Genomic DNA, 12,387 nt, shown 5'->3' on the forward strand with positions numbered 1-12,387 from the left:
TCCTTGAAAACGCGGGATCAGCGCACGCGGATCCCTTCAATAATCATGCGCTGCACGTTTTCCAGCGTCTGTTCAAAGAACGCCGCATCGTTCAACGTCTGGCCGGTAATCGCTTCTACCTGCGAGGCGAAATCTGCATAGTGCTGCGTGGTCGCCCACAGCAGGAAAAACAGGTGCTGCGGCTGCACGCCCGCCAACCGACCTTCGGCGATCCACTGCTCGATAATTGCCGCTTTCTCATCCACCAGCACTTTTAAATCGCCGGCCAGTTCACCTTTCAGCAACGGCGCGCCCTGCAACATCTCAAGGCAGAACAAACGCGAGGCTTGTGGATGGTCGCGCGAGACTTCCAGTTTGAGACGAATGTATTGACGAATCGCTGTGAGCGGATCGTGATCGTGCTGCAACGCACGCAGCGGCGCCAGCCACACATCGAGGATCTCTTTCAAAACCGCCACATACAGCACTTCTTTCGACGGATAGTAATACAGCAGATTGGTTTTGGAGACATCAGCGCGCTCCGCCACTTTATCCAGACTGGTGCCGTGAATGCCATATTGCGAGAAGAAGGCTAACGCCGCTTCAAGAATGGCTGCCCGCTTTGCGGCGACCGCACGCGAACGGCGTCCCGGTTTTTTTTCATCGCTTTTCACACTGTTACCTCTTCCGTCCTGCGTGAACGCATCATAACAAAGGCCTTCTTTCCTGCCTAATCGCCCACCTGCACCTTTTTTGACCATGCAGCGCATGGAAAACGTGCAGAAGGTTTTGACCAAACGGTCCAAATTGGACCAATTACTCCAGTTTAGTACGGACGATAATTTTAACACTTTGTTATTTAAGCCTTTTAAAAATGTGGCACAGGCTTTGCAATTTTGTGATGGAGCGCCGCCCGCAGGATGCGTGCAGGAAGCAGCGCAGCGCGTGAAGCAGTCCCCGTCTAATGCAGAGAGGTTTCACATGAAAATTGGCGTCTTTATCCCGATTGGTAATAACGGCTGGCTGATCTCCACCCATGCGCCGCAATACAAACCGACCTTTGAACTGAACAAAGCGATCGTGCTGAAAGCGGAGCATTATCATTTCGACTTTGCCCTTTCGATGATTAAGCTGCGCGGCTTTGGCGGTAAAACGGAGTTTTGGGATCACAACCTCGAATCCTTCACGCTGATGGCGGGACTCGCGGCGGTGACCTCGCGCATTGAGATCTACGCCACCGCCGCCACGCTGACCTTACCGCCCGCGATTGTGGCGCGTATGGCCTCAACCATTGATTCCATCTCCAATGGCCGCTTCGGCGTCAACCTCGTCACCGGCTGGCAGAAACCCGAGTACGAGCAGATGGGCTTGTGGCCGGGCGATGCTTACTTCTCCAGCCGCTACCAATATCTGACCGAATACGTCACCGTGCTGCGCGATTTGTGGGGCACCGGCCAGAGCGACTTCAAGGGCGAATTCTTTACCATGAACGATTGCCGCGTCAGCCCGCAGCCGCAGAAACCGATGAAAGTGATCTGCGCCGGCCAGAGCGATGCGGGCATGGCGTTCTCGGCGCAGCACGCCGATTACAACTTCTGCTTCGGCAAAGGCGTCAACACGCCAACTGCCTTCGCGCCAACCGCCGCGCGTATGAAGCAAGCTGCCGATAAAGCGGGCCGCGACGTCGGCTCTTATGTGCTGTTTATGATTATCGCCGCCGAGAGCGACGAAGCCGCACGCGCCAAATGGGAGCACTACAAAGCCGGTGCCGATGAAGAGGCACTCGCCTGGCTCACCACGCAAAGTCAGCAGGACACCAAATCTGGTAGCGACACCAATGTGCGCCAAATGGCCGATCCGACCTCCGCCGTCAACATCAACATGGGCACGCTGGTGGGTTCTTACGCCAATGTGGCACGAATGTTGGATGAGGTTGCATTAGTAGATGGCACGCAAGGCGTGTTGCTCACCTTCGACGACTTCCTGCAAGGCATCGAAGATTTCGGTGAACGTATTCAGCCCTTAATGCAGTGTCGCCACGATTTAATCGCATCCCAGCAGGAGGTTGCCTGATGAGTACCGTTGTTTGCGCCCACACCTCAAGTTTACCGAACGTCACCTTACCGGCGCGCCCGGAAGCCATCGCGCTGCCGCCCGCGCAAAGTGCGCTGATTGTGGTGGATATGCAGAACGCCTACGCCACGCAAGGCGGCTACCTCGATCTGGCGGGCTTTGATGTCTCCGCTACCAAACCGGTGATTGCCAAAATTCATCAGGCGGTCACCGCGGCGCGGGCCGCCGGGATGCAGATCATCTGGTTCCAGAACGGCTGGGACGACCAATATGTTGAAGCCGGTGACGCCGGATCCCCCAACTTCCACAAATCCAACGCGCTGAAAACCATGCGCAAGCGCCCGGAACTGCAAGGCACGCTGCTGTCGAAAGGCGGCTGGGATTATGCGCTGGTCGATGAACTGGTGCCGCAGGAGGGCGATATCGTGCTGCCGAAACCGCGCTACAGCGGCTTCTTCAACACCTCACTCGACAGCATGCTGCGCAGCCGTGGCATTCGCCATCTGGTGTTTACCGGCATCGCCACCAACGTCTGCGTGGAATCGACGCTGCGTGATGGCTTCTTCCTGGAATATTTCGGCGTGGTGCTGGAGGACGCAACCTATCAGGCAGGTCCGGCGTTTGCCCAGCAGGCGGCCATTTTCAATATCGAAACGTTTTTTGGCTGGGTCAGCGATACCGACACGTTCTGCGAAACGCTGAAAAGCTAACGCCTCGCTTCACCTGCAGCCCTTAAGAAGAGGATTTCGCCATGCCTAAAAGTGTGATTATTCCGCCCGGCACCAGTACGCCAATCGCGCCATTCGTGCCCGGCACCTTAGCTGACGGCATCGTCTACGTCTCCGGCACCTTGCCGTTCGATGCCAACAACAAAGTGGTGCACGTCGGTGATGCCGCCGCGCAAACGCGTCACGTGCTGGAGACCATCAAAAAGGTGATCGAAACCGCTGGCGGCACCATGGACGACGTGACCTTCAATTCGATTTTTCTCACCGACTGGAGCAACTACGCGGCGATTAACCAGATCTACGCCGAATACTTCCCCGGCGATAAACCGGCGCGCTTCTGCATTCAGTGCGGCTTAGTGAAACCGGATGCGCTGATCGAAATCGCCAGCGTTGCGCATATCGGCAAACAGGAGGCGTGATGCATCTGGAGATTCAGGGTTTAACCGCTGAAGATGCGCCGACACTGGTGCTCGCTTCCGGTTTAGGCGGCGTCGCCGGTTTCTGGCAGCCGCAGCTGGCGGCGCTGACGCCGCATTATCGCGTGGTGACGTACGATCAGCGCGGCACCGGCCGCAGCGCCGATACGCTGCCGGACGGCTACAGCATGACGATGATGGCGGCGGAACTGGCAGAAACGCTGCAACAGCACGGCATTCAGCATTACGACATTATCGGCCATGCGCTGGGCGGCTTAATCGGCCTGCAGCTGGCGCTGGACTTCCCGCAGCGTGTGGGGCGCGTGGTGGTGATCAACGGCTGGCTTTCGCTGGATGCGCACACGCAGCGCTGCTTCCAGGTGCGTCAGGATCTGCTGATGAACGTCGGCGTCGAAGCCTTTGTGCGGGCGCAGCCGCTGTTCCTCTATCCCGCGGAATGGCTGGCGCGCAATCAGGAGCGCATTAACGCTGAAGATGCGCACCATGTCGCCCATTTCCAGGGCATGGAAAACCTGCTGCGCCGCTTGCATGCGCTGAAAAGCGCGGATTTCCGTCCACATGTGGCGCGCCTCTCCCAGCCGGTGTTAGCGATCTGCAGTCAGGACGATCTGCTGGTGCCGTGGAGCTGCTCACCGCAGCTGGCGCAGGCGCTGCCCAACGGCAGCCTGATTGAGATGGCCTGGGGCGGACACGCGATGAGCGTCACCGATGCCGACAACTTTAATGCGCTGCTGCTGCGCTGGCTGGCCGATACGGCTGCGCCTGCCCAGCGAGCGGCCAGCTAATCACAGGAGCCGCCAATGAGCGTGCATGAACTGCCAGTGTTACCCGGTGTAGAACGCGATGCGTTTCGTAACGCGATGGCGTGCTTAGGCGCGGCGGTGAATATCATCACCACCGACGGCCCCGCCGGACGCGCCGGTTTTACCGCCTCGGCGGTGTGCAGCGTCACCGATACGCCGCCCACGCTGCTGATATGCCTTAATCGTTCGGCATCGGTGTGGCCGATTTTTCGCGACAACGGTTATCTCTGCGTTAACACCCTGGCCGCCGGGCATGAAGATCTCTCAACGCTGTTTGGCGGTAAAACGCCGATGGCAGAACGCTTCGCCGCCGCTGACTGGCTCACGCTTGCCAGCGGTTCACCGCTGTTAGACGGCGCACTGGTGTCGTTTGACTGCAAAGTGGCGCAAGTGGTCAGCGTGGGCACGCACGACATTCTGTTTTGTGAAGTGCAGGCGCTGGTGCGCAATGATGAAACTCACGGCCTGGCGTGGTTTGACCGTGGATATCATCACCTTTTACGGCAGGACGCCCGCTAATGCCGCCTTGTGCGGCCCGCTTTCACTGACACCCTGGAGATGACGATGGCGAGTTCCTGGTTCCCCCGCTGGCAGAAAAAGTCAGCCTTGACCGATGACGGGTTGATTGCACCGGACGAAACGCTGCCGTTTGCGCAGACGATGGTCCTTGGTCTGCAGCATGCTGTGGCAATGTTTGGCGCAACGGTATTGATGCCGTTGCTGATGGGACTGGACCCCAATCTGGCGATTCTGGTTTCCGGCATCGGTACGCTGCTGTTCTTCTTTGTCACCGGCGGACGCGTACCCAGCTATCTCGGTTCCAGTGCGGCATTTGTCGGTGTGATCATTGCGGTAACCGGCTTTAACGGCCAGGGACTCAATCCCAATCTGGCGCTGGCGCTAGGCGGCGTCATCGCCTGCGGCGCGCTTTATACGGTGATTGGCCTGATCGTGATGAAAGTCGGCACCGGCTGGATCGAACGCCTGATGCCGCCAGTGGTGACCGGCGCGGTGGTAATGGCGATTGGTCTTAATCTGGCACCGATTGCGGTACACGGCGTTTCCGGCTCGATGTTCGACAGCTGGATGGCGGTGATGACGGTGTTGTGCATCGGTCTGGTGGCGGTGTTCACGCGCGGTATGATCCAGCGCCTGCTGATTCTGGTGGGGCTGATTGTGGCGTGGGCAATTTACGCGCTGCTGACCAACGTGATGGGCTTTGGTAAACCGGTGGATTTCAGCGGCCTTGCCAATGCGCCATGGTTTGGCCTGCCACACACCACCGCACCGATCTTTGATATGCAGGCCATCGTGATGATTGCGCCTGTGGCGATCATTCTGGTGGCGGAAAACCTTGGGCACATTAAAGCCGTGGCAGGCATGACCGGACGCAATCTCGATCCGTGGATGGGCCGCGCCTTTGTCGGCGACGGTTTGGCAACCATGTTGTCAGGTTCGATCGGCGGCAGTGGTGTCACCACCTACGCGGAAAATATCGGCGTGATGGCGGTGACTAAAGTCTATTCGACGCTGGCTTTCGTGGCTGCCGCAGTGATTGCGTTGGTGCTCGGCTTTTCACCGAAGTTTGGCGCGCTCATTCACACCATTCCCGGTCCGGTGATTGGTGGCGCATCGATTGTCGTATTTGGTTTGATTGCGGTGGCAGGCGCACGCATTTGGGTGCAAAACCATGTGGATTTCAATCAGAATGGCAATTTGATCATGGTGGCAACCACGCTGGTGCTGGGCGCAGGTGATTTTGCCCTGAAGATTGGTAGCTTTACCCTTGGCGGCATCGGTACTGCAACCTTTGGTGCCATCATCCTCAACGCAATTCTGCAACGTCGCGGCGCCGCACTGGCGAACCAGGCGGCACGACAACATCCTTAAGGTTCGAGCGGTGCCTGATCGGGCACCGCTTTCTTGCGGCGAATGCGCAGTTCGCTGACGATCACACCACACACAATCAATGCCGCGCCCAGTAGCGCAGCGGCAGGTAAGCGCTCACCGGCTAAACGCCCTACGACGCCCGCCCATACCGGTTCACCGGCGTAAATCACCGTCGCGCGCGTCGGTGAAACGCTGCGTTGCGCCCAGTTCATCGTCACCTGAATCAACGCGCTGGCGGCTCCCAAACCTAATGCACTCAGCAGCAGCGGCGTCGACATGGCAGGAACCGATTCACCATTCGGAATCATCAGCACAAAGGCGCAGGCCGACGCCACCATCAGCTGAATCAGCGTGACGCGGCGCACATCAACCTGCCCGGCATAACGGCTGATCAGGATGATCTCTGCCGCGATCGCCAACGTACTCAGCAAGGTGGCGATTTCACCCGCATTCAACGTCAAGCTGCCATCCTGCGGACCGGCCACCAGCACTAAACCGGTAAACGCCAGCAGAATGCCCAGCCACGCCATTAATCCGGGCGGGCGGCGCAGGAACAGCCATTGCAGCAGCGGCACCACCGGCACATACAGCGCGGTGAGAAACGCCGACTGGCTACTGGAAATGGTTTGCATGCCCCAGGTTTGCAGGCCATAGCCACCGGCAATCGACAAGCCGATCAGCGCGCCAGCTTTAATTTCCAGCCAGGTCACCTGCTTCAGATAACGACGGAAGAAAAACGCCAGCAGGAGCGATGCCGTGGCAAAACGTAATCCAACAAAGAAGAAGGGGCCGGAATGTGCCATCGCCCGGTGTACCACCAAAAAGGTGCCACCCCAAACCATGGTAATAAAAATAAGGACCAGCTCCTGACGCGAAATACGCAGGCTGAGACGAGAAGAGGAAGCGGACATAACGCACCAGAATAATCAGTTGGCGGTCAGTTTGCTCAGAGAGAGGAGAAAATGCAATGCTTGTTACCGCCGGGCGAACCCGGCGGCCAGGGATTGACGGGCCGTCGCGCTATTTGTTACCGCGGCTGCGTCCCCCTTTTTCACCGGCTTCAGAAGCGCGCTGCGGGTCGTTTCTAAAATTACCCCCGCTGTTTTTGCCGCCTTTGCGACCCGCTTCTGCGGCCCTTTCACGGTCCTCAGCGAAATTGCCTGATCCTCCACGATGTTCGGCCATCATTTCCTCCAGCGATTGATCATCCAGATTGAGGGCTTATCACGTTGCTGCCGTGAAAAGCGCGGTGACGGATATTCCGTCCACCTGCATAAATAATAGACAACTCAATCACCCATCCCGCGCCCTGTTCATACTTTGAAACAGATAATTCACTCATTTAACTGCGAAAAACCGAATTTACCGCCGCGTTACAAGCAGTTAGCCGACACTAAATGGTATCGCAGTCGTCTCTGTTTCTAATTGAGCGTGGATTCACCTTCAAGCAGCACGCTAAAACGCTTCAAGGCCTTTTCCAGCGCATATCCGGCAGTGAGACGCTCGAGTCCGTTAGCCTTTTTTACGGCTTCGCAAGCATGCAGCATAAAATTCGCATTCACTGTTTGCGCCGACGTCATAATATGCGTGGTCAGCGTCAGCAAATCATCACTATTCTGCTGTGACAATAATTGTTGTAACTCTTCAAGATAATAGCGGGTGCTGCGCAAAAGTTGGCCGACAATACGCGCTTTTAGCGTTTTGTCATCGCCCGCCAACATTGAGAAATCCAGCAAGACAGACGTTGGTGGTGCGGTTTGTACCACTTCAGTCAGCGCCCGACGCACGTCATCCAGGGTACAAGGCTTAAATAAACATCCGTTCATCCCGGCGCGCAAACAACGCGAGCGCGCTTCACTCATCGCATCGGCGGTAAATCCAATAATGGGAATTGCGGCATTCTGCCCGCGTTGTTCTGCTTCACGGATAGCGGCGGCCAGTTGATAACCATCCATGCCCGGCATATTGCAGTCAGTGATCATCACATCCCAGTCATGTTGGTGGAACAACGCCAGCCCTGCCTCGCCGCTCTCCGCCTCCATCACCTGGTGCCCTAATAACGTTAACTGCTTATGCATCAACAAACGATTCGCCGCATTGTCATCAACCACCATGATACGCATAGCAGCAAGCTGTTCTGGTGATGTTGGCGGTTCGGCCGAAGCTGCTGACACCGCTGCTGCCAGCGGTAGGGCAACCGACGCCGTTACCGTAGTGCCTACGCCCGGAACGCTCTCCAGGGTGATATCACCCTGCATCATCTGGCAGAACGACTGGCTGATATACAGTCCTAAGCCGGTGCCTTTACGTCGATTGTCCGCCTGCTCAAAGGGCTGGAAAAGGTGATGCTGTTGTGCAGGGGCAATGCCCACGCCGCTGTCTTTTACCTGTAGCGTGATGTGGGCAAAATTGCTGCGAACGTCGACCTGTTGGCTCACCTGCAATGACACGCTGCCGATGTCGGTAAACTTAATCGCATTACTCAGTAGATTAGCGATCACCTGCTTGATGCGCAGCGCATCAATCTGCACATTGTGCGGCATGTCCTGCGGCACCCTCAGCGTCAGTTCAATTTGTTTTTGCAGCGCTAAACCTTTGAAGGTGTTCACCACGCTGCGGGCAATCTCAACAATATTGCCGGGTTTAGGATCAAGGTCGACACGACCATTTTCAATGCGTGAAATATCCAGAATGTCGCCGATCAACTCCACCAAACCGTCGGCAGATTCCGTTGCCACCTCCAACGCCTGCATATCCAGCTCACCCTGTTTTCCCTTCTGGATAGCAATGTCCAGCATGCCAATAATCGCGTTTAACGGGGTGCGAATTTCATGGCTCATGGTGGACAGGAAGGTAGATTTTGCCCGGCTGGCTTCTTCGGCCTGATCTTTCGCGATGCGCAGTGCTTCGGTCATGTTCTGGCGCTCAGTGATGTCCATCCACCCCCCCAGCACGCCAGCCATTTTTCCGGCGGCGTCACGGAAGGGCTGAACCCAGAAAAACACCGCCAGCCGCTGCGGTTCACCCGAGTGTGGATTTAATACGTAATGCCGATCCGCAGAAACGGGTGTGTCATTGGCCATCACATCCATAAACATCTGGTGAACTTCAACGGCTTTTTGCGGATCGTGCAGTGCACCTTCCTCAATAATATTACGCCCCAGTGAAGAGGCTTTTTCATTACCGACCGTATCCAGATAATGTCGATTGCAGTCGGTCAGTCGACCTTGCGTATCACGGGTAAACATTGGGAACGGCGTACCATCCACCAGTTGTCGCATTTTCTGGTTTTGATCCGCCAGCGCTTCTTGCGCCTGCTGCTTGAGGGTAATCTGACGGCGTAGATAGAAAGCCCAAACGGCAGAGATCATAATCAACGCTAACGCCACGCTTAAAGAGGCGATAATTGTGGTGCGATACTGATACCAAAAGCTGTTAGCCACCACCATATTATTCGGCCGCCAGCGGTTGGCAATTAAATCCAATTCATCGGTGGAATAAGAGAGCAACACTTTATCAATAATGCTCTGCAAAATGGGCTGATCCTTTGACATAGCGAAAGCGATATAGGCGGGATTGGTGCCTACCGTGTTCACAATTTTGAATTCATCAGCATATTTGGCGAGAATCTGATACTCACTATTTATTAAGGTATTGATTACTGCATCGACTCGACGGTCATCTAATAACGCCATGACATGATTAGCATCATTTGCTGTCACCAGTTTTATCTCTGGATAACGCTGGCGAATGAAGTCCTCAAGGCCGTTGCCGGCAATCATGCCAAGCGTTTTTCCTTTTAAATCATTCAGCCGAATAACCTGCTGGTTTTCTTTGCGCACAACCAATACAAAGGCATTTCGTACATAACCGAGAGAGAAACGGAGGACTTCACTGCGACGACGACTGGGTGTTAACGAAACCAACATGTCCGCTTTGTTTTCGGCAACCTGATTTATCATCGACGTCACAGTGGACGCGCTGGAAAAGCGAAAATTTAATCCGGTGCGTAACGCCACTAATGACAGGACTTCTGGCCCGATACCGCGCACATTGCCATCATTATCGATAAACGAGACGGGAGCATAATTCTCCAGCGTTAATACCGAAACCTGAGGGTGATTTTTAATCCAGCTAAGCTCTTCTTCGCTCAAATCGATGCGCCGCCCATTCAGCGTCATCTCACCGCGACCCGGTAACCAACTCTGCAACACTTCCTCTTTAAAACGAGCAGGTAGGGTTGTAATGGCTTGATTAACTAAATCGAGCAACAGTGTGTTTTGCTTATTAAGCGCAAAGCCGATGTTAATTTCCGGCATATTGGCATATTGGGCAATCCGCATATTATTTAAAAAGTTACGACTGACTGGAAATGCATCGCCAAAAAAAGCATCCGCGTGACCAAATGCCACGGCGCTAATTGCATCCTGGTAATTGTCATAAACGTGCAGTTTTGCGAGAGGATAATAGCGTTTAAACACCGCCTCAGGAATAAATCCCCGGGCCATTGCCACCCTACGGTCGGTGAGATAATAGCCAGGTTGCTGATTCTGAGCCATCGGCACCGCAATGATAGGCTGCACACTGGCGTATGGTACGCTGAGAGTAATATCCTGCGGTACTTGCCATGCACTTAAATTAGGCATGATATCAATTTGCTGACGCTGCAGCGCTTGCCAGGCTTCCTGATCGTTATAGAAACGCGTGACTTGTAATTTTATGCCGAGCATTTGCGCTATTTGAATCAGGTAATCGGCCGAAATGCCCTGCATTTCATTGCGGCTGGAGCGTTGGGCAAACGGGGGCCAATCTTGCGATAAAACACCAATTTTAAGCACTGGATGCTGAGTTATCCATGATTTGGCCGCAGGCGACAGCGTGAGTTCAGGCAGCGATTCTGACGCTGGCGTGACGCGATTGAGTAATGCGATTTGCTCCGTTGCCGCGTTTACCGGCAACAAGCCAAATAGCACTATGCTTAACATCAAACCCAATCCGATTCCCGGCCAACGCCAAAATTTCATACTGCTCCTTATCCGCTTACCGCCATAATGATTTTTTTAACTGCCCTCTACAGGCGTCACTTCAGAAAAGCTTTCCCCGTCGGGTTTAATTTCGCTATCAGTTCAACGAGGTTTTTGGTGTCGGTTTTCTGCAGCAGACGCATTTTATAGGTGCTCACTGTCTTATTGCTCAGGCACATGACCCTGGCAATATCGCAGTTACTCGAGCCATTAAGTAGATAACGCAATACTCTATTTTCCTGAGCCGAAAGCGAATGTAACAATGATGCCGAAGGTTCAGAGGCTGTTAATTCAGCCAATTCCACCGTTGGGTGCCAGGGAAAGAAAGCATAGCCGGCATTCACCGCGTCTAAAGCGCGCGGGAGATCCGCCACCAAATTAGCCTCGTCGATTAACGCCGCAGCACCACGGCGACGAAAGGCCTCAGTAGCAGACTCGCAGGGTCTTGACGTAATCAGCAACGTTTTTCCAGCATAATGGCGATTGTTGAACAAGTCTAAAACCTCAGATGCCGAGATCGCCGGTAATTCTGCGTTCATCAGCACCATGTCAGGCTGATATTCTTCAACCAAATGCAGTGCCTCAAATCCGTTCGTTGCATGGCCTATGATCTGCATATTCTCTTGAAGCAAAAGATCATCAATAAGCCCACGTTTCTGCACATGTGATTCAACCACAATTATTCTGTTCATCATCGTTATTAATTAAATAAATCATCACGATATTTGAACAGCTCAATATCGCTCTTGATGCCCAGCTTACGCATGCCAGATTGCTTATGGCCACTGATGGTCTTGCGGCTACGCTTGACCTTGGCGGAGATTTCTAAAATGGTCATGCCGTCTAAAAAGCAGCGTAACACTTCAGATTCACGCGGCGTAAGCAGCTCAACATTACGGAAAACCACGTCTGCCGCGGGCTCTTCGCCCTCAATCTGCTCGTTACCCTTCGCTGCCGCATGCGCCGACATTTTACCAGCGAACAGTGAAAGCTCATGTTCAATGTTTTCAGGCGTATAAATATAACCTTTCGCGACATGACGGATCGCCGCGAAAAACTCTTCCATCGGCGCGCGTTTACTGACATAACCACGGATGCCGATGTTATAGGCGGTGCGAACCACGGCAACACTTTCAACCGATGAGGAGAGCAGGATTTTTATTCCCGGATAATGGTTCAACACTTGTCGGATCAGGGATAAGCCATCTAACTCTTCATCGCCTAAAATATAATCAAGGATTAACACATCCGGTTGGTTGTTACGTAAATAGCGCATCAAATCCTGGCTTAAACCGAAGCAGCCGCTTAGCACCAAATCTTTTTCATCTGTAACAACCACTTCAAGAGAGCGTCGGATGATCGTCGAGTAGCACAATAGAAATTTTTTTATTATTAGATAACCAACTCATTAATAGTCCCCTCCATTAAGGGTGTTGTCACTCTGTTGCATAAA

12 protein-coding genes are annotated in these 12,387 nt (G+C 54.2%); 6 read left to right on the forward strand and 6 right to left on the reverse strand.

Annotated features, from left to right (window positions below; genetic code table 11):
* Positions 1–17: 17 nt before the first annotated feature.
* The gene (gene rutR / locus HX773_RS06020) at positions 18–653 is read right to left on the reverse strand and encodes an HTH-type transcriptional regulator RutR (protein WP_176970823.1); all 636 of its coding nucleotides are present in this window, start codon (positions 651–653) and stop codon (positions 18–20) included.
* Positions 654–960: 307 nt separating this feature from the next.
* Here rutR and rutA point away from each other — a divergent pair, with 307 nt between their 5' ends.
* Genes rutA through rutG form a run of 6 tightly spaced genes read left to right on the forward strand, consistent with a single transcriptional unit; the run spans position 961 to position 5,910 of the window.
* Positions 961–2,052, forward strand: a complete 1,092-nt coding sequence (rutA, locus tag HX773_RS06025; protein WP_064741207.1) for a pyrimidine utilization protein A — start codon at positions 961–963, stop codon at positions 2,050–2,052.
* Positions 2,052–2,762, forward strand: a complete 711-nt coding sequence (rutB, locus tag HX773_RS06030) for a pyrimidine utilization protein B (RefSeq protein ID WP_008109438.1) — start codon at positions 2,052–2,054, stop codon at positions 2,760–2,762. The genes rutA and rutB overlap by 1 nt, the downstream gene beginning before the upstream one ends.
* Before the next feature lie 41 nt (positions 2,763–2,803).
* Positions 2,804–3,199, forward strand: a complete 396-nt coding sequence (gene rutC / locus HX773_RS06035; RefSeq protein WP_176970824.1) for a pyrimidine utilization protein C — start codon at positions 2,804–2,806, stop codon at positions 3,197–3,199.
* On the forward strand, positions 3,199–4,002 hold the full coding sequence (gene rutD / locus HX773_RS06040) for a pyrimidine utilization protein D (RefSeq protein WP_176970825.1): 804 nt from the start codon (positions 3,199–3,201) through the stop codon (positions 4,000–4,002). The genes rutC and rutD overlap by 1 nt, the downstream gene beginning before the upstream one ends.
* Positions 4,003–4,017: 15 nt before the next feature.
* Positions 4,018–4,539, forward strand: coding sequence for an NADH-dependent FMN reductase RutF (gene rutF, locus HX773_RS06045; protein ID WP_176970826.1), 522 nt, complete (start codon positions 4,018–4,020; stop codon positions 4,537–4,539).
* A gap of 45 nt (positions 4,540–4,584) precedes the next feature.
* On the forward strand, positions 4,585–5,910 hold the full coding sequence (gene rutG / locus HX773_RS06050) for a pyrimidine utilization transport protein G (RefSeq protein WP_176970827.1): 1,326 nt from the start codon (positions 4,585–4,587) through the stop codon (positions 5,908–5,910).
* Here the strand turns inward: rutG and HX773_RS06055 are convergent.
* The 5 genes from HX773_RS06055 to HX773_RS06075 all read right to left on the reverse strand — a co-directional run bounded on the left by HX773_RS06055 (position 5,907) and on the right by HX773_RS06075 (position 12,273).
* Complete coding sequence (locus tag HX773_RS06055; protein WP_176970828.1) at positions 5,907–6,821, reverse strand: DMT family transporter; 915 nt, start codon at positions 6,819–6,821, stop codon at positions 5,907–5,909. The two genes, rutG and HX773_RS06055, sit on opposite strands and share 4 nt — an antisense overlap.
* A gap of 109 nt (positions 6,822–6,930) precedes the next feature.
* Positions 6,931–7,095 carry a general stress protein gene (locus HX773_RS06060; RefSeq protein WP_176971007.1) on the reverse strand — a complete coding sequence of 55 codons (165 nt, stop codon included), beginning with the start codon at positions 7,093–7,095 and terminating at the stop codon, positions 6,931–6,933.
* A gap of 236 nt (positions 7,096–7,331) precedes the next feature.
* A complete protein-coding gene (locus tag HX773_RS06065; protein WP_176970829.1) occupies positions 7,332–10,934 on the reverse strand; it encodes a transporter substrate-binding domain-containing protein in 3,603 nt (1,200 codons plus the stop codon).
* A gap of 56 nt (positions 10,935–10,990) precedes the next feature.
* Entirely contained in the window at positions 10,991–11,611 is a 621-nt protein-coding gene (locus HX773_RS06070) for a LuxR C-terminal-related transcriptional regulator (RefSeq protein WP_176970830.1), read from the reverse strand.
* Positions 11,612–11,634: 23 nt separating this feature from the next.
* Positions 11,635–12,273: a LuxR C-terminal-related transcriptional regulator gene (locus HX773_RS06075; RefSeq protein ID WP_370463589.1), complete on the reverse strand. Its 639-nt coding sequence runs from the start codon at positions 12,271–12,273 to the stop codon at positions 11,635–11,637.
* Positions 12,274–12,387 lie beyond the last annotated feature (114 nt).

It is taken from the genome of Pantoea sp. B9002 (assembly GCF_013385945.1).
Taxonomy (GTDB): domain Bacteria; phylum Pseudomonadota; class Gammaproteobacteria; order Enterobacterales; family Enterobacteriaceae; genus Pantoea.

What these genes read in the sequence shown, in the direction of transcription:
- rutA (WP_064741207.1), top strand. Translation starts at nt 961, where the DNA reads ATGAAAATTGGCGTCTTTATCCCGATTGGTAATAACGGCTGGCTGATC.
- rutB (WP_008109438.1), top strand. Translation starts at nt 2,052, where the DNA reads ATGAGTACCGTTGTTTGCGCCCACACCTCAAGTTTACCGAACGTCACC.
- rutC (WP_176970824.1), top strand. Translation starts at nt 2,804, where the DNA reads ATGCCTAAAAGTGTGATTATTCCGCCCGGCACCAGTACGCCAATCGCG.
- rutD (WP_176970825.1), top strand. Translation starts at nt 3,199, where the DNA reads ATGCATCTGGAGATTCAGGGTTTAACCGCTGAAGATGCGCCGACACTG.
- rutF (WP_176970826.1), top strand. Translation starts at nt 4,018, where the DNA reads ATGAGCGTGCATGAACTGCCAGTGTTACCCGGTGTAGAACGCGATGCG.
- rutG (WP_176970827.1), top strand. Translation starts at nt 4,585, where the DNA reads ATGGCGAGTTCCTGGTTCCCCCGCTGGCAGAAAAAGTCAGCCTTGACC.
- HX773_RS06055 (WP_176970828.1), bottom strand. Translation starts at nt 6,821, where the DNA reads ATGTCCGCTTCCTCTTCTCGTCTCAGCCTGCGTATTTCGCGTCAGGAG.
- HX773_RS06060 (WP_176971007.1), bottom strand. Translation starts at nt 7,095, where the DNA reads ATGGCCGAACATCGTGGAGGATCAGGCAATTTCGCTGAGGACCGTGAA.
- HX773_RS06065 (WP_176970829.1), bottom strand. Translation starts at nt 10,934, where the DNA reads ATGAAATTTTGGCGTTGGCCGGGAATCGGATTGGGTTTGATGTTAAGC.